This is a genomic window from Cryobacterium sp. 10I5 (genome assembly GCF_035019865.1).
In the GTDB taxonomy this organism is placed as follows: domain Bacteria; phylum Actinomycetota; class Actinomycetes; order Actinomycetales; family Microbacteriaceae; genus Cryobacterium; species Cryobacterium breve_A.
The window spans coordinates 188656-209194 of record NZ_JASJVI010000001.1 but is presented as its reverse complement, the minus strand read 5'-3'; the positions used below and the strand labels follow the sequence as shown (position 1 = coordinate 209194).

The 20539-nt window shown below is 67.9% G+C and carries 20 protein-coding genes; 18 read left to right on the top strand and 2 right to left on the bottom strand.

Annotated elements, in window-relative coordinates; translation table 11 throughout:
- On the bottom strand, positions 1-417 hold a 417-nt coding region (locus tag QN350_RS00960), incomplete at its 3' end, for a LysM peptidoglycan-binding domain-containing protein (protein ID WP_323515618.1).
- 255 nt (positions 418-672) lie between these two features.
- Here QN350_RS00960 and QN350_RS00955 point away from each other — a divergent pair.
- Complete coding sequence (locus tag QN350_RS00955) at positions 673-1014, top strand: Rv2175c family DNA-binding protein (RefSeq protein WP_322139672.1); 342 nt, start codon at positions 673-675, stop codon at positions 1012-1014.
- Positions 1015-1033: 19 nt separating this feature from the next.
- Here the strand turns inward: QN350_RS00955 and QN350_RS00950 are convergent, their stop codons facing one another.
- Complete coding sequence (locus QN350_RS00950) at positions 1034-2122, bottom strand: polyprenyl synthetase family protein (protein ID WP_416173036.1); 1089 nt, start codon at positions 2120-2122, stop codon at positions 1034-1036.
- Positions 2123-2192: 70 nt separating this feature from the next.
- Between QN350_RS00950 and QN350_RS00945 the strand changes: the two genes are divergently transcribed.
- From QN350_RS00945 to QN350_RS00865, 17 genes are all read left to right on the top strand, one after another.
- Positions 2193-2603, top strand: a complete 411-nt coding sequence (locus tag QN350_RS00945; protein WP_281534774.1) for a DUF3040 domain-containing protein — start codon at positions 2193-2195, stop codon at positions 2601-2603.
- A 258-nt stretch (positions 2604-2861) separates the two neighbouring features.
- Positions 2862-3293 (top strand): division/cell wall cluster transcriptional repressor MraZ, encoded by a 432-nt coding sequence (gene mraZ / locus QN350_RS00940; RefSeq protein ID WP_134446101.1) that lies wholly within the window; start codon positions 2862-2864, stop codon positions 3291-3293.
- A 98-nt stretch (positions 3294-3391) separates the two neighbouring features.
- The gene (rsmH, locus tag QN350_RS00935; protein ID WP_322140415.1) at positions 3392-4345 is read left to right on the top strand and encodes a 16S rRNA (cytosine(1402)-N(4))-methyltransferase RsmH; all 954 of its coding nucleotides are present in this window, start codon (positions 3392-3394) and stop codon (positions 4343-4345) included.
- Entirely contained in the window at positions 4342-4995 is a 654-nt protein-coding gene (locus tag QN350_RS00930) for a hypothetical protein (RefSeq protein ID WP_322139674.1), read from the top strand. The genes rsmH and QN350_RS00930 overlap by 4 nt, the downstream gene beginning before the upstream one ends.
- A gap of 65 nt (positions 4996-5060) precedes the next feature.
- Positions 5061-6848, top strand: a complete 1788-nt coding sequence (locus QN350_RS00925; RefSeq protein WP_281534777.1) for a peptidoglycan D,D-transpeptidase FtsI family protein — start codon at positions 5061-5063, stop codon at positions 6846-6848.
- A gap of 13 nt (positions 6849-6861) precedes the next feature.
- Positions 6862-8406, top strand: a complete 1545-nt coding sequence (locus tag QN350_RS00920; RefSeq protein WP_416173037.1) for a Mur ligase family protein — start codon at positions 6862-6864, stop codon at positions 8404-8406.
- Positions 8406-9869 (top strand): UDP-N-acetylmuramoyl-tripeptide--D-alanyl-D-alanine ligase, encoded by a 1464-nt coding sequence (locus tag QN350_RS00915; RefSeq protein WP_322140416.1) that lies wholly within the window; start codon positions 8406-8408, stop codon positions 9867-9869. Before QN350_RS00920 ends, QN350_RS00915 begins: the two co-directional genes overlap by 1 nt.
- The gene (gene mraY, locus QN350_RS00910) at positions 9866-10957 is read left to right on the top strand and encodes a phospho-N-acetylmuramoyl-pentapeptide-transferase (protein WP_322139676.1); all 1092 of its coding nucleotides are present in this window, start codon (positions 9866-9868) and stop codon (positions 10955-10957) included. The genes QN350_RS00915 and mraY overlap by 4 nt, the downstream gene beginning before the upstream one ends.
- The gene (gene murD, locus QN350_RS00905; RefSeq protein ID WP_322140417.1) at positions 10957-12501 is read left to right on the top strand and encodes a UDP-N-acetylmuramoyl-L-alanine--D-glutamate ligase; all 1545 of its coding nucleotides are present in this window, start codon (positions 10957-10959) and stop codon (positions 12499-12501) included. Before mraY ends, murD begins: the two co-directional genes overlap by 1 nt.
- Positions 12470-13753 (top strand): putative lipid II flippase FtsW, encoded by a 1284-nt coding sequence (gene ftsW, locus QN350_RS00900; protein ID WP_323502733.1) that lies wholly within the window; start codon positions 12470-12472, stop codon positions 13751-13753. Before murD ends, ftsW begins: the two co-directional genes overlap by 32 nt.
- Entirely contained in the window at positions 13750-14838 is a 1089-nt protein-coding gene (locus QN350_RS00895) for a UDP-N-acetylglucosamine--N-acetylmuramyl-(pentapeptide) pyrophosphoryl-undecaprenol N-acetylglucosamine transferase (protein WP_322139678.1), read from the top strand. The genes ftsW and QN350_RS00895 overlap by 4 nt, the downstream gene beginning before the upstream one ends.
- Positions 14839-14964: 126 nt before the next feature.
- Positions 14965-16371 carry a UDP-N-acetylmuramate--L-alanine ligase gene (gene murC / locus QN350_RS00890; protein WP_322139679.1) on the top strand — a complete coding sequence of 469 codons (1407 nt, stop codon included), beginning with the start codon at positions 14965-14967 and terminating at the stop codon, positions 16369-16371.
- 9 nt (positions 16372-16380) lie between these two features.
- A complete protein-coding gene (locus QN350_RS00885) occupies positions 16381-17547 on the top strand; it encodes an FtsQ-type POTRA domain-containing protein (protein ID WP_322139680.1) in 1167 nt (388 codons plus the stop codon).
- A gap of 224 nt (positions 17548-17771) precedes the next feature.
- Positions 17772-18953 (top strand): cell division protein FtsZ, encoded by a 1182-nt coding sequence (gene ftsZ, locus QN350_RS00880; RefSeq protein ID WP_281534782.1) that lies wholly within the window; start codon positions 17772-17774, stop codon positions 18951-18953.
- Between the two features lie 6 nt (positions 18954-18959).
- On the top strand, positions 18960-19652 hold the full coding sequence (locus QN350_RS00875; RefSeq protein ID WP_322139681.1) for a YggS family pyridoxal phosphate-dependent enzyme: 693 nt from the start codon (positions 18960-18962) through the stop codon (positions 19650-19652).
- A 35-nt stretch (positions 19653-19687) separates the two neighbouring features.
- Positions 19688-20224: a cell division protein SepF gene (locus QN350_RS00870; RefSeq protein WP_281534783.1), complete on the top strand. Its 537-nt coding sequence runs from the start codon at positions 19688-19690 to the stop codon at positions 20222-20224.
- A gap of 8 nt (positions 20225-20232) precedes the next feature.
- Complete coding sequence (locus QN350_RS00865; protein WP_281534784.1) at positions 20233-20529, top strand: YggT family protein; 297 nt, start codon at positions 20233-20235, stop codon at positions 20527-20529.
- Positions 20530-20539 lie beyond the last annotated feature (10 nt).

Sequence of the window (20539 nt, the reverse complement as noted above, 5' to 3'; positions counted from 1 at the left end):
CTCGGCGAGGGTGAGCTGCTGGCCGGGGAAGATCGTCGTCGACGGGCTGAGACCGTTGCGTGCGAGGACGGCCGCCGTGGAGAGCCCGAACCGGCCCGCGATCCCGCTGACGGTATCGCCGGCGACGACCGTGTAGTGGCTGGGGGCGGCTTCGGCCTGGACGAGGTGCGCCGGGGTGGTGGTAGCTGGGGACGCCGGCAACTGGGCGGGGCTCTTGAGCGGCTTCCGGCTCAGGGCCGCGGCTTCGGCAGGCGACGCGAGGTTGAGGCTGATGGCGACAGAGCACACCACGGCGAGCGGCACGGCCGCGAAGAGGCCGAACGCACGGGAACGGACTCCGGTGGGCCGGGGGTGCCTGACGGGGGAGAGCTCGCTACCGTTCGGCGGTCGAACCGTTTTGCGGGACTGCGCTGACATGACGCTCCATTCAGATTGGTCTGACACTCAGATTTGGTCTGACACTCAGATGCTGTCGAGCCGAAAACTGCCGTTCGAGCTTGAGACTCGCTACAACCTTCACCGTGTCCACGAGCGTTAACTTGTCCACGACCTTCAACGCTGGCATACATGACTGCCGGAGTCAATCGGCATGACCCCCGTCCGGGCCGTCCCGCAGCCGCACCGGGGCATTAGGAGTTTGTCGTGGCCCGGGAATCATGGGAGGCTTGAAGGGTGACCGACTCGTTTTCAGATCAACCCTGGCTGACCATTCCCGACCTCGTCTCCCTGCTCGGGACCAGTCAGAGCCGGGTTCGCCAGCTCATCGATGACAAGCAGCTCCTCGCGATCCGCCGCAACGGCGTGATCTCGGTGCCGACAGCATTCATCAAGGACGGTTCCCCGCTTCCTGAACTCCGCGGCACCCTGATCGTGCTCGCCGATGACGGCTTCACCGACGAGCAGGCCATGCAGTGGCTGCTCGAGGTCGACGACAGCCTCGGCGTCCCGCCGATCCAGGCGCTCCTCGCCGGCCGCAAGGCCGAGGTCCGCCGCGTCGCTCAGGCGCTCGCCTGACCCTCAGCTCCTCTCCTTCTCAGAAGGACCGGCGCGTCACCCTCTCGGCGAGGCTTTCGAGCTGGACCCGCACCCCGGCGGCGATCGGAGAGGCATCGAGCGCGACGCGCGCATCCGCCACCTGATCCGTGATGAGCGTCTCGACGCTTTCGACGGCACCGCTGGCCCGGATGAGTTCCTGAAGTGACAGGATCTGGGCGGCATCGAGTCCCGGATCTCCGAGGAGTCCGTCGAGGTACTCCCGCGCCGCCGGTTCGAGCGCGTGCCTGGCGAGGGCGATGAGCACGGTGCGCTTGCCCTCCCGCAGGTCATCGCCGCTCGGTTTCCCGGTCACGGCCGCGTCGCCGAACACTCCGAGCAGGTCGTCCCGGAGCTGGTATGCGATGCCGAGGGGAAGCCCGAAGGCGCGAAGCGCATCGAGGTGGGCCGCGTCCGCGCCCGCGAGCGCCGCGCCGATGACGAGCGGAGCCTGGACGCTGTATTTCGCGGACTTGAAGACGATGACCCGCATGGCGCGTTCGAGCAGTTCCTCTTCCGGCTGCACGAGCCAGGCCCGTTCCTCGAGGATGTCGAGGTACTGACCGGCAGTCACCTCCGTGCGCATCTGGTTGAACTCGTGGCGCCCCAGCCTGGCGGCGACGGGATCGGCTGACGCCTGGAGCCCCTCGTCGAGGAGCTCGTCGCTCCACCCGAGGAGCATGTCCCCGAGCAGGATGGCGGAGGCCCGGCCGAACTCGATGGGGGCGCCGGCCCAGCCGCCCGAGGCATGCAGGGTTTCGAAGAGTTTGTGGGCGGATGCCGAGCCCCTGCGGGTGTCCGAATTGTCGATGATGTCGTCATGGACGAGGGCGGCGGCATGGAAAATCTCCAGGGCGGCGGCCGCCGCGATGACCGGTTCGGAATCGAGCTCGCCCGAACCGGGGACGCTCTGCCAGCCGTGATGACAGAACTGCGCCCGGAAGCGCTTACCACCGCTGAGAAACTGCCGTGAGAAGTTCACCAGCGCGCTAAGATCCGGGCTGACAGTAGTCACAATTAGTTGACGGGTTTTCAGGAATTCGTCGATGCGCGTTTGAACCAGATCGACCAGTTGATTGCTTTCAGCCACCCGCCTAGCCTAGCTATCGCGGCGGGGCTAGAATTGGGATTCACCGGTGATCCTACAGAGGAGGAATGAGATGCCGCTTTCGGAACAAGAGCAGCGACTCCTTGAAGAAATGGAGCGCGGGCTCTACCACAACGACTCCGACTTCGTCGCGACCGTTGGCGGTTCATCGCTTCGCCCGAACTACCGCTCGATCGCCCTCGGCGTCCTCGCGGTGGTCGCCGGTATCGGAGGACTGATCGCGGGAGTTGCAGTGCAGCAGCTCTGGATCGGGATCCTCGGCTTCGTCGTCATGTTCGCAGGAGTATTGCTCGCCACGTCACCCGGCAAGGCGGCCCGCAGGCTGTCCTCCTCCGGCTTCTCGTCTTCGGGGAAGTCATCGTCCGGAACGAACGGTTCCCGTCCTTCGGGTTCAGGCAAGTCCGGGCGCGGGTTCATGGATCGTCTCAACGACCGCTGGGATCGCCGCCAGGACGGCAACTAGCCTTCCTGCTCCATCCTCCACAGCACGACCGATAACTCAACAAAAGTAGGGCCGATCACAGATCGGCCCTTTTTTTGTGCCCAAAATCGACCTCGCCACCCGATAGGCCTGCAGTTTTCCTCCACCTGTAGCTTCACCGTTTCATCTGGTATTTTTCTAAGAAAACACAGGTTGATCGTGGCATTTCCCGTTTTCGTGGCTCAAAGTGGAGTAAAGTGGAGTAACACCTGAACTTGGCCGGAAGAGAAGGGGTGATGAATGTTCCTCGGGACCTATGCCCCCAAGCTCGACGACAAGGGACGCGTCATCCTTCCCGCGAAGTTCCGTGAGCAACTCTCCACCGGCATCGTGATGACCCGCGGCCAGGAACACTGCCTCTACGTCTTCACGACGCGCGCGTTCGAGGAACTGCACGAAAAGATCAAGCAGGCCCCGATCACGAGCAAGCAGGGCCGTGACTTCCTCCGGGTGTTCACCTCCGGAGCCAGTGCGGAAACTCCCGACAGCCAGAACCGCGTCACGATCCCCGCCAACCTCCGCAGTTATGCCGGCCTCGACCGAGAACTCACAGTGATCGGCGCGGGCGACCGTGTCGAGATCTGGGACACCGAGGCCTGGGACCTGTACCTCGCCGAGCAGGAAACCTCGTTCGCCAACACCACGGAGGAGGTGATTCCGGGACTCTTCTAGAACCTGGCGCCTGACTCCCAGCCGTACGCCCTGACACACTTCCCCGGTGCCAGGACTGCCGGATGGGGATCAGGATCCAGGAACTACTCCCCGGGACCATGAACATCGACGAAATCCATACCCCCGTAATGCTCGAACGCTGTGTCGAGCTCCTCGCTCCGGCTCTCGACCAGCCCGGCGCCGTACTTGTCGACGCGACCCTCGGCATGGCCGGCCACTCCGAGGCCTTCCTCACTCGCTTCCCAGGGCTCACCCTCGTCGGCCTCGACCGCGACCTCGAGGCGCTTTCGATCGCCGAGGAACGCCTCAAACCGTTCCGCGACCGGATCCACCTCGTGCACACCGTCTACGACGGCATTCAGGACGCCCTCGACACCCTCGGCATCGAAGAGGTCCAGGGCGTGTTCTTCGACCTCGGCGTCTCTTCGCTCCAGCTCGACCGGGTCGAACGCGGCTTCTCCTATTCCAAGGACGCCCCGCTCGACATGCGGATGGACAACACGAGCGACCTGACGGCGGAAAAGATCCTGGCAACCTACAGCGAGTCCGAGCTGCGCCGTATCTTCCACGAGTACGGCGAAGAGAAGCTGGCGGCTCGCTACGCCAAGGCGATCGTCGAGGCGAGGGCGACCGCGCCGCTCCTCCGCTCCGCTGAGCTCGTCGCGATCCTCACCAAGGTCACCCCCGTCGTCGTCCAGCGCACGGGCCACCCGGCGAAGCGGGTCTTCCAGGCCCTGCGCATCGAGGTCAACCAGGAACTCTCCGTGCTGGAGCGGGCGATCCCCGCCGCGCTCGACGCCGTCGCCGTGCACGGCCGGATCGTCGTGGAGGCGTACCAGTCGCTCGAGGACCGGATCGTCAAAAAGGCGCTCGCCCGGGTATCCACCTCGAGCGCCCCCGCCGGCCTGCCCATCGAGCTGCCGGAACACAAGCCACTGTTCACACAGTTGATCCGGGGCGCCGAACTCGCCTCGGAAGAAGAAAAGGCGAGAAACCCCCGTGCGACGTCGGTCAGACTTCGCGCCGCCGAGCGACTGAGGAGAGCCGGATGAGCGACAATCTCGCACGCGTGCTGCGACCGAACTGGGAGAGTGCCCCCCGGCACGACACCCCCGACCAGAAGCCGCTGGACGCTCCAGCGGGCCAGCCGGGCTCGCGGCTTCGCCACATCGAGATCGTCGCGACGCGCAGCCAGCGCAGGGCCAGGCCCAAGATCGCCTTCGCCCTGTCCGCCGTCGCCGGCGTCGCGGTGATCATCGTCGCCCAGCTCCTGCTGAGCGTCGGGATCTCCCAGGGCGCATACGAGGTGTCCCGCCTGCAGGCCAGCCAGACGGAACTCACCCGTACGGCCGAAAGCGTGACGGAAGACCTCGTCAGGGTCTCGTCCCCGCAGAGTCTCGCGGCCAATGCCGAGGCCATCGGCATGATCAGCAATTCCAACCCCGTCTACCTGCGCCTCTCCGATTCCGCCGTCCTCGGCGCCCCGAGTTCCGCGACTGGCAGTCAGGCCGGTGCGGCGAGTCTCGTGCCGAACGCGCTGCTCACCGGCGTACCTTTGGTGACACAGCCTGCCCAGTCCACCGGGCAGGGCGCGAGTGTCTCCGGCGCCGCGACGACCCCAGCCACCGAGACGAACCCAGCAGCCCCGACCGCCGCCGTGCCAGCCCCTGGCACCGGACTCCCGACTCCCACGACTCGCTAGCCCGCACTCCCGCCAGAGCCGGGGTGCCACAACCGCGGCCCCGTCCGCAGTAAGGAACTGAAACTGTGGGTGTCAGTGCCAGGTCGACGCGCAGCGGCAAGCGCCGCATCGCGATCACGGTCGTTCTCCTTTTCGCGATCGTCGCGCTCTTCGTGGTCCGGCTGGTCGACATCCAGGTCGTCCGCGCCGACACCCTCAGCGCAGACTCACTGGGCAACCGATCGGTCGAGCAACCCGTCTACGGCTCCCGTGGCGACATCGTCGACGCCAACGGCGTCGTGCTCGCCGGAACGGTGATGCGCTACAACATCACGCTCTCGCCGCGCAACGCCGTCGAGTTCACCCGCACCACGGCCGCGGGGGACCAGACCGTCACCGTCGCCCAGGCCGCAGCGGAAGTCGGCGCCATCACCGGTCAGACCGGAGACGCGATCCTCGCGATCATCTCCTCGTCGCTCGCCGCCGACCCAGCCTCTGACTACGCCATCGTGACCAAGGCGGTGGATGTCTCGGTGTTCCGGGCCGTGGACGCGCTCGAGATCCCGTGGATCTACTTCGAAAAGAAGCCGGGCCGGGTGTACCCGGACGGCGCGGTCGCCGGCAACCTCGTCGGATTCGTGTCGTCCGAGGGTGAAGCCCAGGCCGGCCTCGAACTCGGCCAGGATTCCTGCCTCGCGAGTACCAACGGCACAGAGACCTACGAAAAGGGCGCGGACGGCGTCCGGCTGCCGCAGAGCACTGTCACGGAGAAGGCCGCCGTCGACGGCGGAGACGTCGTGACGACGATCGACTCCGACCTGGAGTGGTTCGTCCAGCAGGCACTGGCCAAGCAGGCCCAGGCCACCGGCGCGGCGTGGGGCACGGTCGTGGTGCAGGAGGTCAAGACCGGGAAACTCGTCGCGGTCGCCGACTATCCCAGCGTCGACCCCAACAACGTCAACGGAACCGCCAACCCCGATGACCGTGGCTCGCGCGCCTTCACTGCCTCCTTCGAACCGGGGTCGACCTTCAAGGCCCTCACCGCGGCATCCGTGCTCGACGCCGGCAAGGCGACGGTCGGCACCAAGATCACCGCCCCGTACCGGTACCTGCCGGGCAACGGCGCGAACATCAACGACAGTTCCGGCCACGCCGACCTGCACCTCACCCTCACCGGCGTGCTGATCGAATCCTCGAACACCGGCATGTCCAAGTTCGGCGAACTGCTGACCGACCAGCAGCGCTATGACTACATGACCAAGTTCGGCCTCGGCACCGCGACCGAGGCGGGGTTCCCCGCCGAAGACTCCGGAATCCTGCATCCCTACGACGAATGGGACCCCCAGACCAAGTACGCCACGATGTTCGGCCAGGGCCTGACCACGACGGCGCTCCAGATCGCGAGCATCTACCAGACCATCGCCAACAAGGGCGTCCGGTTGCCGGTCCAGCTCGTCGCCGGCTGCCGCCAGGCGGACGGCACCATGACGAACGTGCCGGCGGCCACCGGAACCCAGGTGGTGTCGGCCTCCGCCGCCAACGACACGTCGGAGATGCTCGAGATGGTCTACCAGAAGGCCTGGCTCTCCAAGGTCTGGAACATTCCCGGCTACCGGGTCGCCTCGAAGACCGGTACGGCACAGATGCCGGACGGCCACGGCGGATACACCAAGGGGTACCTCGTGTCGGTCTCCGGCTTCGCGCCGGCGGACGACCCCGAGTACGTCGTTTCGGTCAGTCTCGCCGATCCTGTTAAACTGAATTCGTCTGCAGCGCCCGCTCCGATCTTCCAAGAGGTCATGAGCCAGGTGCTGAAGAAGTACCGGGCAGTTCCATCGGGCGCTCCAGCGCCTGCCCTTCCCGGTACCTGGTAAGAAAGCGAGCCCCGTGACCGAGTTGGCACCATCGGCTCTCCGTCCTCAGCACCCGGTACCGCGGTCGTTGTCGGGCATGGTTGATGAATTCGAACTTTTCCTGCGCGGCGACATCGAGGGTCTCGAAGTCTCCGGCGTGAGCATCTCCTCCCGTTCCGTTCAGCCGGGCGACCTCTACGTCGGCGTACCCGGGCGCGCGTTCCACGGCGCGAGCTTCGCCGCGGACGCCAGGGAGGCCGGAGCGGTCGCCATCCTGACCGATGAGGCCGGCGCACTCCTCGCTGCCGGAAGCGGCCTTCCGGTTCTCGTCACCCCCGACGCCCGCGCCGCCCTCGGAGCGGTCGCCGCCTGGATCTACCGGACCGACGAGAACCCGGCGACCCTCTTCGCCGTGACCGGGACGAACGGCAAGACGAGCGTCGTCTACCTCCTCGTCGCCATCCTGAACCAGCTCGGTGTCGTCACGGGCCTCACGTCGACGGCAGAGCGCCGCATCGGCGACCTCGCCGTGGTGAGCTCGCTCACCACGCCGGAGGCCACCGAACTGCACGCCCTCCTCGCCAGGATGCGCGAAGCCGAGGTACGCGCCGTCGCGATCGAGGTCTCCGCGCAGGCGCTCAGCAGGCACCGTGTCGACGGCCTCGTCTTCGACGTCGCCGGATTCACCAACCTCAGCCACGATCACCTCGACGACTACGCCAGCCTCGACGAGTACTTCCAGGCCAAGCTCGAACTCTTCCAACCGGACCGGTCCCGACGCGGCGTCATCACCGTCGACTCCGAATGGGGCCAGCGTATCGTCGCGGAGTGCCGCATCCCGGTCACGACCCTCAGCATCCACCCGGAGGTCGACGCCGACTGGCACCTCTCGATCGTCTCGGAGGACGCCCTCTCCACCGAGTTCCTGCTCGAGGGGCCGGAAGGCCGCAGGCTGCAGACCCGCGTCCCGTTGATCGGCTGGTTCATGGCCGCGAATGCGGCACTGGCCATCCTGATGCTCGTCGAGTCCGGCTACGACCTCGAGGCCATCAATCACACCCTCGACCGCGACGGCGGCATCGACGTCTACATCCCGGGGCGCACCGAGCGCATCTCCGGCGACCGCGGACCGCTCGTCTACATTGACTACGGGCACAGCCCGGATGCCTTCCTCAACACCCTCGCGGCAATCCGCAGGTTCACGCCCGGCCGGCTCTTCATGGTCTTCGGCGCGGACGGCGACCGCGATACCACGAAGCGCGCGGCCATGGGCGCCATCGCGGCCCGCGGCGCGGACGTCGTCGTCATCACCGACTTCCACCCCCGCTACGAGGACCCGGCCTCGATCAGGGCCGCGCTCATCGCCGGCGCCCGCGAGGCCGTCCCCGACGTCGAGCTGTACGAGGTCGCAGACCCGCACGCCGCGTTCCGCACCGCACTCGGCCTCGCCGTCGAGGGCGACTCGATCCTCTATGCCGGCCCAGGCCACGAGAACTACCACGAAGTGAACGGCGTCAAGATTCCATACTCGGCCCGCGACGATTCCCGGCTCGCCCTGCGAGAAGCGGGGTGGCAGTGATGATCGCCCTCTCCCTCTCCGAGATCGCCGACGCCGTGAACGGCGTCCTGCACCTTGACGGAGCCGTGAACGCCGACGGAACGTCGGCAACGCCGGCGACCGTCGTCTCCGGGGCCGTCGACACCGACTCCCGGGAGATCCGGGCGGGTGGCATCTTCGTCGCCAAGCCGGGGGAGGCCACGGACGGTCACCTCTTCGCCCCCGCCGCGATCGAGAACGGCGCCGCACTCCTGATCGTGGAGCGCGCGCTCGACCTTCCCGTCGCCCAGATCATCGTTGGGGACGCCGTTGTCGCCCTCGGCGACCTGGCCACCGTTGTCGTCGACCGCGTACGCGCGGAGGGCCGGCTCAGGGTGATCGGCGTCACCGGGTCCAACGGCAAGACCACCACCAAGAACCTGCTCCGCGCGATCCTCGGACGGGTCGGCCCGACCGTCGCCGCCCGCGCCTCGTTCAACAACGAGGTGGGCGCACCGATCACGATGCTCGCCGTCGACTTCGACACCCGGTTCCTCGTCGCCGAAATGGGCGCGAGCGGCATCGGAGAGATCGCCAGGCTGATCCGGATGGTCCGTCCCGATGTGGGGGTCGTCCTCAAGGTCGGCCTCGCCCACGCCGGCGAATTCGGCGGCATCGAAGCGACTCTCGCCGCCAAGACCGAGATGGTCACCGACCTCCTCGAAACGGATGTCGCGGTGCTGAACGCCGACGACCCCCGCGTCGCCGGAATGCGGGCGCACACCCGCGCCAGGGTGGTCTGGTTCGGCCAGGACGCCACCGGCGCCTCGCGCGCACCGGACGGAACGGATTTCTCCGGCGTTCACGCGACCGGCATCGAGGTCTCGAGCAGCGGCACGACCTTCACCCTGCACCTCGCGGGCGGCGACACCCGGCCGGTGACCTTCCAGGTGCTCGGAGAGCACCACGTGATGAACGCCCTCGCCGCCGCGGCCACCGCGGAGGTGCTCGGGGTCGGAATCGACGACATCGTCGCGGCACTCGAGTCCGTCGTCACTGCAGAACGCTGGCGGATGCAGGTCCTCGGCGGGCGTGACGGGGTCACGATCATCAACGACGCGTACAACGCGAGCCCCGATTCGATGACGGCGGCCCTCAAGACCCTCGCCCAGATCAGGGAGCCGGGACAGCGCACCGTCGCCGTCCTCGGAGAAATGAGCGAACTCGGCGAATTCTCCGGCGACGAGCACGACCGCATCGGACTGCTCGCCGTTCGGTTGAACATCTCCCAGCTCATCGTGGTGGGACGCGCCGCCCGAAGGATGCACATCAGCACGATCAACGAGGGGTCCTGGGACGGCGAATCGCTCTTCGTCGAGAACCAGGACGACGCCTTCGCACTCCTCACGGCAACCGTCCGTCCCGGTGACACCGTGCTCGTGAAGTCGTCGAACTCGGCGGGCCTCCGGTTCCTCGGCGACCGTCTCGGGGAGTACTTCTCATGAGGGCACTGCTCATGTCCGGCGCGATGTCGCTCGTCTTCACGCTGTCCCTGACCCCGCTGTTCATCCGGCTCTTCCACAAGCTCGGCTGGGGCCAGTTCATCCGCGACGACGGGCCGAAGAGCCACCACGCCAAGCGCGGTACCGCGACCATGGGCGGCATCGTCATCATCCTCGGCACCCTGATCAGCTACTTCCTCGCGATGTGGCTCACGGGCACCCCGATCACGGCGTCTCCGTTGCTCGTGCTGTTCATGATGGTCGGGCTCGGGCTCGTCGGATTCCTCGACGACTTCATCAAGACCCGGAATCAGCGCAGCCTCGGCCTCGGCGGCTGGCAGAAGATCAGCGGACAGGTGCTCGTCGCCGGCATCTTCGCCGTGCTCGCACTGCAGTTCCCGAACAGGCACGGCCTCACCCCGGCATCCACCAAGATCTCGCTGCTGCGCGACCTGCCCCTCGACTTCATGAAGCTCGGGACCATCGTCGGGATCGCCCTCTTCATCATCTGGATCTGCTTCCTCGTCGCGGCGACGTCCAACGGCGTGAACGTGACGGACGGCCTCGACGGCCTCGCGACGGGGTCATCGATCCTCGCCATCGGGGCGTACATCGTGATCGGCTTCTGGCAGTCCAACCAGGCCAGGTACGGGGGAGCTGACATCGGCGACCTCTACCGTTCCTACAACGTGCGCGACCCGCTCGACCTCGCCATTGTCGCCGCGGCGATCGTCGGCGGCCTGATCGGTTTCCTCTGGTGGAACACCTCACCGGCCAAGATCTTCCTCGGCGACACCGGGTCCCTCGCCATCGGCGGGGCGCTGGCCGCACTCGCGATCCTCAGCCGCACCGAGCTCCTGCTCGTGCTCCTCGGAGGGCTCTTCGTGATCGAAGCCGGCTCCGTGATCGTGCAGAGGGCGTACTTCAAGGTCACCCGGGGCAAGCGGATCTTCCTGATGAGCCCCATCCACCACCACTTCGAGCTCAAGGGCTGGGCCGAGGTCACCGTCGTCGTGAGGTTCTGGATCGTCGGCGGACTCCTCGTCGCGGCGGGCGTCGGCTCGTTCTACCTCGAATGGCTGACCGCATGATGAGCACCGATCCTTACAACACTCACTCGGGGCACCGCCGGCTCGACGGGCTCGTCAGCTGGCACGCCGACTGGTCCGGGCTCCGGGTCGCCGTCCTCGGCCTCGGCGTCACGGGCTTCGCCGCAGCGGACACGCTCGCCGAACTCGGCGCCGACGTCCTCGTCGTCGCGGGCAACGCACCTGACGACCGGGCCAGGCTCCTCGGCGTGATCGGCGCCGGGCTCGTCCAGGCCGACCTCAGCGAGGTCCCGGCCGAACTCGCAGCGCACCGACCGGAACTGATCGTCGTGAGTCCGGGCTTCCACCCCGATCACCCCCTGCTGCTCTGGGCCGCCGCGTCCGGCATCCCGGTCTGGGGCGACATCGAACTGGCCTGGCGCCTGCGCGACAAGGTCGGAGCCCCGGCCGAGTGGATCCTCGTCACGGGAACCAACGGCAAGACCACGACCGTCCAGCTCACCGCCACGATCCTCGCGGCCGCCGGCCACAGGGTCGCCCCGTGCGGCAACATCGGCGTGCCCGTCCTCGACGCCGTCCGTGACCCGCTCGGCTGGGCCGTGCTCGTCGTCGAACTCTCCAGCTACCAGCTGCACCATCTGCCGCGCACCGGGCCAGGAGCCCTCGTGCCCTGGGCGAGCGTCTGCCTGAACATCGCGGACGACCACCTCGACTGGCACGGTTCCGCCGCCGCCTACCGCGAGGCCAAGGCGACCGTCTACGCCAACACCAAGATCGCGTGCGTCTACAACAAGGACGACGAGGCCACCCGCACGATGGTCGAGGACGCCGAAGTGCGCGAGGGCGCCCGCGCCATCGGCTTCGGCCTCAGTGTCCCCGGTCCGAGCGACCTCGGCGTCGTCGACGGAATCCTCTGCGACCGCGCATTCCTCGAGGATCGCTTCGACACCGCGATCGAACTGACCACCGTGCCGGAGCTCCGCGTCCGCGGCCTCGCCGCCGCCCACCTCGTGGCAGACATCCTCGCCGCGAGCGCCCTCGCGCGGTCCTTCGACGTCGACCCGCTGATCATCCACGACGTGCTCGAAACCTTCCAGCTCGACGAACACCGCATCGAGATCGTCGCCGATGCCGCGGGCGTCCGCTGGATCGACGACTCGAAGGCCACCAACCCGCACGCAGCGGATGCGTCGCTCGCTGCATTCGACTCCGTCGTCTGGCTCGTCGGCGGTCTGCTCAAGGGCGTCGACATCGACCACCTCGTCCAGACCCACGTGCCCCGGCTCCGTGGCGCCGTCATCATCGGCACGGATCGGGACGTATTGCGGGCGGCATTCCAGCGACACGCCCCCGGGTTGCCCGTATTCGAGATCGATGCCGCCGACACTGGAGAGGTGATGCCGAACGCCGTCGCTGCCGCGGCAGGAATCGCCGAGTCAGGTGACGTCGTGCTGCTCGCACCGGCGGCGGCATCGATGGACCAGTTCTCCGACTACGCAGCACGCGGCCGCCTCTTCGCGCAGGCCGTTCACGACTATCTGGGAGGTGAGGCGGATGGCGAGACTGCCCCAGGGCCGAACGCCTAGGACCGCAGCCCCCCACCAGCCGGCGCCCGAGGCGCACAACCCCGCCACCCGCATCCACCTCGGACGCGTGTTCAAAGCGGAATCGACGAGTTACTTCCTGTTGCTCGGCACGACCCTTTTCCTCGTCGCCTTCGGTCTCGTGATGGTGCTCTCGTCGTCGTCTGTCGACTCCTACCTCGAAAACGCCGGCTTCTTCGGCGTCGTGCTCCGCCAGGGCGGCTTCGCGGCCATCGGCGTCCCGCTGATGCTCGTCGTCAGCCGGATGCCGGTCAAGTTCTGGCGACGGGTGGCCTGGCCGACCCTGATCATCGCGTGCCTCCTGCAGTGCCTCGTCGTCTTCACCCCGCTCGGCATCACCGTCGCAGGGAACACGAACTGGCTGTCCCTCGGCGGCGTCCAGTTCCAGCCGTCCGAGGCGATCAAGCTCGCGCTCGTCATCTGGCTCGGCATGATCCTCTCCCAGAAGCAGGACCTGCTCGACGACTGGCGCCACGTCTACATTCCCGTGTTCGGCGTCGGCGGCGGATCGATCATGCTCGTACTGATCGGCGGCGACCTCGGAACCGTCATCATCATGGCCGGGATCCTCTTCGGTGCGCTCTTCTTCGCGGGTGTCCGGCTGCGGATGCTCGCGCTTCCGCTCCTGATCGGCTCCGTCGCCGGGGTGCTCGTCGCGATCTCGAGCGCGAACCGGATGACCCGCATCCTCTCCTTCCTCAACACCGGCTGCGATGACCACACCGGAACCATCTCCGCTGCGTGCTGGCAGCCGCTGCACGGCACCTGGGCCCTCGCCAACGGCGGGATCTTCGGGGTGGGGCTCGGCAATTCCAAGGCCAAGTGGTCGTGGCTGCCCGCAGCAGACAACGACTACATCTTCGCGATCATCGGCGAGGAGCTCGGCCTGATCGGCGCGATCGTCGTGCTCGCCATGTTCATCCTGCTCGCGTTCGCCTTCCTCCGGATCATGCGGTCGAGCACGAGCGTGCAGGCGCGCGTGTCGACGGCCGCCGTGATGGTCTGGGTCATCGGCCAGGCCCTCGTCAACATCGGCGTCGTCCTCGGCGTCTTCCCTGTCCTCGGCGTGCCCCTCCCGCTCGTCTCCGCGGGAGGCACAGCCCTGCTCTCGACCCTGATCGCGATCGGAATCGTGCTGTCCTTCGCCCGCGCACACCATGAACCGGCCGGACCCACCCCGGCGGGCACACAGCACCCGGCCGCACGGCCGGAACCGAGACGAGCATCCGAGTGACCACATACCTCCTGGCCGGCGGCGGCACCGCCGGCCACGTCAACCCCCTGCTCGCGGTCGCAGACGCCATCCGCGCCCGCGAACCCGAAGCAGAAATGATCGTCCTCGGCACCCGCGAGGGACTCGAGGCCCGCCTCGTGCCCGCCCGCGGCTACGAGCTGATCTTCGTACCGCGCCTCCCGTTCCCTCGCCGGCCGAACCGTGCGGCCGTGCTGTTCCTGCCGCGATTCAACCGCGCGGTCACCGACCTCGCCGCGGTGCTCCGCGCCAGGAAGGTCGACGTCGTCGTGGGCTTCGGCGGCTACGTGTCGACTCCCGCTTACCTCGCCGCCCGCCGGGCCGGCATCCCGATCGCCATCCACGAGGCGAACTTCCGTGCCGGCCTCGCGAACCGCCTCGGCGCGTGGCTGACCACACGGGTCGGCGTCGTCTTCCCCGGAACCCGCATCCGCCACGGCCGGGTCGTCGGAATGCCGCTGCGGCCGGAGGTTCAGAACCTCGACCGCGCAGGATCCCGGCCGGAGGCGCTGCGCTTCTTCGACCTCGACCCCGGCCGCCCGACCCTCCTCGTCACGGGCGGGTCGCTCGGAGCGCGCCGCCTCAACGGCACGATCGTACAGTCCGCACCGGCACTGGTGGCGGCCGGCTGGCAGGTCCTGCACATCACCGGACAGAAAGCCGAAGTGTCAGACCCCGGCATCCCGCACTACCGGATGATCGCATACTGCGACCGGATGGACCTCGCCCTGTCCATTGCCGACTTCGCTGTCTCCCGGGCCGGCGCGGGGACCGTCTGCGAGCTGAGCGCGCTCGGCATCCCGGCCGTCTACGTGCCGTACCCGGTCGGAAACGGCGAACAGCGTTTCAACGCGGCGTCCGTCGTCGCGGCCGGCGGAGGGATCCTCGTCGACGATGCGGCCTTCCTGCCGGCCTGGGTGACGGATGAGCTCGTTCCGCTCCTCTCCGACCGACCCCGGGTGCTGGCCATGGGGGAGCGCGCGGCATCCGTCGGCGTGCTCGACGGCGCCGAGCGGATGGCCGAGCTGGTCCGCGAGGCGCTGACGACGGCCCGGCCGCGACCCTGACCTATCCGGCACCCGGGCGAGCAGGCCGGGGCGTCAATCCGGCGATCCCCCGTCGCGGCGCGTAACGTAGAGGCCGCACCACCCGATTCCGACACTTTGATTCGACACCGAGAAGAGCGGCACCACGTGATCAAGCCCGACCTGAACCTCGTCATCCCCGCGGACCTGGGCACGGTTCATTTCGTCGGCATCGGCGGCTCCGGAATGAGCGGCATCGCCCGGCTGTTCCTCGCCGCAGGCCACACCGTCACCGGCTCCGACGTGCGCGAGTCCGACAACGTACTCGCCCTGCGCGCCCTCGGCGCCCGGATCGCGATCGGCCACGCGGCCGAGAACGTGGGCGACGCCGATTCCCTCGTCGTCACCGGCGCACTGTGGCAGGACAACCCCGAGTACGTCCTCGCTCTCGAGCGCGGCCTCCCCGTGCTCCACCGGGCCCAGGCCCTCGCCTGGCTCATCCAGAAGCACCGCCTCGTGTCCGTCGCCGGCGCCCACGGTAAAACAACCTCGACCGGGATGATCGTCACCGGCCTCCTCGGCCTCGGCACACACCCGAGCTTCGTCAACGGGGGCGTCATCGAATCGCTCGGCGTCTCCGCGGGTGCAGGCACCGACGACCTGTTCGTCGTCGAAGCCGACGAATCCGACGGCTCCTTCCTGCTGTACAACACGGCCATCGCTCTCGTGACGAACGTCGACCCCGACCACCTCGACCACTACGGGTCCCTCGAGGCCTTCGAAGCCGCCTTCGTGCAGTTCGCCCACGCCGCGACCGAACGCGTCCTGATCTCCTCAGACGACCCCGGCGCGGTGCGCGTCATCGCGAGCCTCACCGGCCAGACCGTCGTCACCTTCGGCGAGGCAGAGGACGCGACGTTCCGGGTGCACTCCGTCGTCACAGACGGTCCGGTGAGCTTCTCCGTCGCCTACGCGGGCCAGGACTACTCGGCGACCCTGCGGATCCCCGGCCGGCACAACGCGATCAACGCGGCGGGCGCCTTCGCCGTGCTCGTCGGACTCGGCTACGACCCCGCGGCGTCGCTCGCGGCCATCGCGACCTTCGGCGGCACCCAGCGCCGCTTCGAACTGCACGGCACCGTCGACGGCGTCAGCGTCTACGACGACTACGCCCACCACCCGACCGAGGTCGCGGCCGCACTCACCGCCGCACGGACCGTCGTCGGGACCGGGCGCATCATCGCCGTGCACCAGCCGCACCTGTACAGTCGCACCCGCCTGTTCGCGCAGGAGTTCGCGGACACCCTCGAGCGCACCGCTGACCAGACGGTCGTGCTGGGCGTCTACGGCGCCCGCGAGGATCCCGAACCCGGCGTGACCGGCGCCCTCGTCTCCGGAAAATTCCACGATGGGTCCAAGGTCGCCTATGTTCCCGACTGGCAGGAGGCCGCAGACTACGTGGCTCGCATCGCCCGACCGGGCGACTTCGTCGTGACCCTCGGCTGCGGCGACGTCTACCGGATCGTCCCCCAACTGCTCGAATCGCTCGGCAACCGCGTCCAGGCCCAGGGATAACCCCGGGGAATGAGGCGACCAGAGGGCTTCGACCGGCCGGAGCAGCCGCCGACCAGGGGCGGCACACCGCCCGGCGCTGCAGCCACCCCCGGCGGCCGGGGCACGAAGCGCTCGTCGCGGCGTCCAGCGGACTCCGCCCCTCCCTCCGCCGCCACCGCGCGCAGCCGTGGGACCACAGACGGCACCCGCACCGAACCGATCACACTCCCGAAACACGAGCCCGAACAGCCGCACCTCGCCTCGGTCTCTCCGCTGCATACGCCGGGGGCCCAACCGGCGGATCCGGTCACCGAACCGATCGCGACCGTTCCGGCGAAGACGCCGGGCGTTCGGGTGCCGAAGGCGCGCGCGTCCGACGCGGAACCGGTCATCGCCGGGCAGGCCGGTGAGCGCGCAGAACCCGCGCTGACCCCCGCTACGGCCAGGCGCAGGTTCCGCGCCGCCCGCCGCGCACGCAAGCGCTACGAACGCGAGGAAGTGCGCCGCTTCACGTGGCGCTCGCGCCGTCGCCGCACCGTCTGGTTCACCGTGCTCGGCACCGTGGCCGCCCTCGTCGGGTTCGTGCTCGTCGGCGCCTATTCCCCGCTGATGGCGCTCCGCACGGTCGAGGTCGTCGGCACCAGCCGCATCTCCGCCGACCAGGTCCAGGCTGCGCTCGGCGACCAGCTCGGCACCCCGCTGCCCCTGGTGGACTTCGCGCGGATTCGCGCCGACCTCGGAACCTTCCCCCTGATCCAGAGCTATGTGACGGAAAGCCGGCCGCCGGACACCCTCGTGGTCCGGATCGTGGAACGGACGCCCGTCGGCACAGTCGTCGTTCCCGGCGGGTTCAACCTTGTCGATGCGGCGGGCGTGGTGATCCAGGGCGGTACGGCGCGCGTGGTCGGCTATCCCGTGATCGACGCGAGGGCAGGCGTCGGCAGTGCCGGGTTCCAGGCCGCGACGGCCGTCATCGCTGCCGTCCCGGCTGCCGTGCGCCAGCAGCTCGACACGGTCACGGCGGCGACGACCGACGACGTGACGCTGGTCCTGACCGGCGGGGCGCGGGTGGTGTGGGGGAGCGCGGAACGGTCGGAATACAAGGCCGTGGTGCTCGCCGCACTCATCGTGAGCCATCCGGTCGGCACCGTCAAGGAATACGACGTCTCTTCTCCGGACAGCGCCGTCCTGCGCTGAGCCGTGGGTCATCCGTCGCCCGCGGACCAGTGTCGTCCCGCCCGCGAACCCGAGTCCTCCCGCGCCGCGCATGTGGGCAGGGTATTTTTCCCGCGTTGTTCGCGACACGCGGGCGCGCCTCCCCGGAGGGGGATGCGTGGCGCTTACCTTCGAAATCAGGAATTGCATACTCAGCATAACTTTAAACTTCGACCAGAGGTTTAGGGTTCCACCGGAGGCCGGACGTGTCAACAACAAACCAGAACTACCTCGCTGTCATCAAGGTTGTTGGAATCGGCGGCGGCGGCGTCAACGCTGTCAACCGCATGATCGAGCTCGGCCTCCGTGGCGTCGAGTTCATCGCCATCAACACCGATGCCCAGGCGCTGCTGATGAGCGACGCCGACGTCAAGCTTGACGTCGGTCGCGACCTCACCCGCGGCCTGGGCGCCGGCGCGGACCCCGAGGTGGGCCGTCGCGCCGCCGAGGACCACGCCGAAGAAATCGAAGAAGCCCTCGCGGGAGCAGACATGGTCTTTGTGACCGCCGGCGAAGGCGGCGGCACGGGCACCGGCGGCGCACCCGTCGTCGCCCGCATCGCGAAGTCCATCGGCGCGCTCACCATCGGCGTCGTGACCAAGCCGTTCGGCTTCGAGGGCAAGCGCCGCCAGGCGCAGGCCGAGGCGGGTGTCGCCTCCCTCAAGAACGAGGTCGACACGCTCATCGTCGTGCCGAACGACCGGCTGCTGGAAATCAGCGACCGCGGCATCAGCATGCTCGAGGCCTTCGCTACCGCCGACCAGGTCCTCCTCGCCGGCGTGCAGGGCATCACCGACCTGATCACGACGCCTGGACTGATCAACCTCGACTTCGCCGACGTGAAGTCGGTCATGCAGGGCGCGGGCTCCGCGCTCATGGGCATCGGCTCCTCACGCGGTGCAGACCGCGCCATCAAGGCGGCCGAACTGGCCGTCGCCTCGCCCCTGCTCGAGGCATCCATCGACGGCGCACACGGAGTGCTCCTCTCGATCCAGGGTGGCTCGAACCTCGGCATCTTCGAGATCAACGATGCGGCCCGCCTTGTCCAGGAGGCCGTGCACCCCGAAGCCAACATCATCTTCGGTGCCGTCATCGACGACACCCTCGGTGACGAGGTCCGGGTGACGGTCATCGCAGCCGGCTTCGACGGCGGCGAACCCGGCGTCAAGGCCGTCGAGGTTCGCCACGCGGACCTCGTGGCGGCCGGCGTCGCCGCCGGTGCCGTTTCTGCGACGGCCGATGCCGCAACCAGTGGCTCAGCCGGCGTCTTCGGCACGGACGAGCCGAGCGTTGCGACCTGGTCTGCCGGTGAAGCAGGGACGGCCGTCGCCGACCCTGCCTTCGAAGAAGACCCCGATGACCTGGACATCCCCGACTTCCTCAAGTAACCCATCGTGACCGAATCGCGTCCAGAGCCGTCCGGCATCGCCGGACGGCTCGACGTCGTGCGGGAACGGGTCGACGCGGCCGCCAGGAACGCCGGCAGGGACCCTGCCGACGTGACGACGATCGTCGTGACGAAGTTCCATCCCGTCACGCTGATCGAGGAACTCCTCCGGCTCGGCGTGCGCGACTTCGGCGAGAATCGCCACCAGGAGGCCCAAGGCAAGGCCATTGCGCTGGCCGGCCGGGATCTCACCTGGCATTTCGTCGGACAGGTCCAGGGTAAGAAGGCCAGGCAGGTGCGCTCGTACGCCAACGTGGTGCACTCCGTCGACCGGGAGTCCCTTGCGGCCGCTCTCGGCTCCGGCGACTCGTCGATCGACTGCTTCATCCAGGTGAACCTCACGGACGACCCCGCACGCGGAGGGGTCGATCCCTCCGGGCTCGACGCCCTCGTCGAGCACGTGCTCGAGACGCCGGGACTGCGCCTTCTGGGGCTCATGGCCGTCGCTCCGCTCGGAGCCGAACCCGCAGCGGAGTTCGCCAGGGTCCGGTCACTCGGTGAAGGCATCCGTGGGGTCGCACCAGAGGCGCGATTCCTGTCGATGGGCATGTCGCAGGACTATCCGGAAGCCATCCGCGAAGGGGCGACACACCTTCGAATTGGCACCGCAATCACCGGGAATCGCCCGATTCTCGGTTAATCTGAGTACGAAGAATCACCAACACGGAGGTCGAGATGTCCAACCCGCTCAAGAAAACCATGGTTTACCTGGGGCTGGCAGACGAAGAGCTGGAGTACGAGGCGCCCGTCGCCCCACCCGCGGCCGATCAGACTGCCGTCTCGAACTCCGCGCTGCCGAAGACCGCCGCGCCGCACCAGACCGGTCCGTCCGCGACACGCGTCGAGGGCTCTCACGGCACCAATGGCCGCGCCCCGGTGACCCCGCTGCGCAAGACCTCCACTCCCAAGAATGTGGCTGCCTCCGAAATGAATGAAATCCTCACCGTCCACCCGCGCCAGTACCGCGACGCCCAGCTGATCGCGGAGTCCTTCCGCGAGGGCATTCCCGTGATCATCAACCTCTCCCAGATGAGCGATGCGGACGCACGCAGGCTCATCGACTTCGCGAGCGGCCTCTCCCAGGGCCTTTACGGCAAGATCGAACGGGTCACCGCGAAGGTGTTCCTGCTGTCGCCGTCCCACATCGTCGTCTCGGGCGACAACGCCGCCGAGGAGTCCGACACGGAGTCGTCCTTCTTCGCGCAGTCATAGTCTCGGCCGTGTTCGTCGTCACACTGTTCGCCTCGATCCTCTATTACGCGCTCCTGCTGTATTTCTTCGTGATGTGGGGACGCTTCATCGTCGACCTCGTCCGCAGCGTCAACCGCTCCTGGCGACCGCAGGGAGCCACGCTCGTCGTCGTCGAATTCATCTACGTGGTCACAGACCCGCCGGTGAAGTTCTTCCGTCGCATCCTGCCGCCACTGCGCGTGGGCCCGATCGCCTTCGACTTCGGCTGGAGCCTGACCATGCTCTGCACCATCGTCGCTATGGGCATCGTCGGAGCCATCCGGTAGGTTCTCGCGT

Bases quoted from the DNA above. Each gene is read 5' to 3' on its own strand.
- QN350_RS00885 (WP_322139680.1), top strand. From the start codon at position 16,381: ATGAGGCGACCAGAGGGCTTCGACCGGCCGGAGCAGCCGCCGACCAGG.
- rsmH (WP_322140415.1), top strand. From the start codon at position 3,392: ATGAACATCGACGAAATCCATACCCCCGTAATGCTCGAACGCTGTGTC.
- murD (WP_322140417.1), top strand. From the start codon at position 10,957: ATGAGCACCGATCCTTACAACACTCACTCGGGGCACCGCCGGCTCGAC.
- mraZ (WP_134446101.1), top strand. From the start codon at position 2,862: ATGTTCCTCGGGACCTATGCCCCCAAGCTCGACGACAAGGGACGCGTC.
- QN350_RS00945 (WP_281534774.1), top strand. From the start codon at position 2,193: ATGCCGCTTTCGGAACAAGAGCAGCGACTCCTTGAAGAAATGGAGCGC.
- mraY (WP_322139676.1), top strand. From the start codon at position 9,866: ATGAGGGCACTGCTCATGTCCGGCGCGATGTCGCTCGTCTTCACGCTG.
- QN350_RS00915 (WP_322140416.1), top strand. From the start codon at position 8,406: ATGATCGCCCTCTCCCTCTCCGAGATCGCCGACGCCGTGAACGGCGTC.
- QN350_RS00870 (WP_281534783.1), top strand. From the start codon at position 19,688: ATGTCCAACCCGCTCAAGAAAACCATGGTTTACCTGGGGCTGGCAGAC.
- QN350_RS00930 (WP_322139674.1), top strand. From the start codon at position 4,342: ATGAGCGACAATCTCGCACGCGTGCTGCGACCGAACTGGGAGAGTGCC.
- ftsW (WP_323502733.1), top strand. From the start codon at position 12,470: ATGGCGAGACTGCCCCAGGGCCGAACGCCTAGGACCGCAGCCCCCCAC.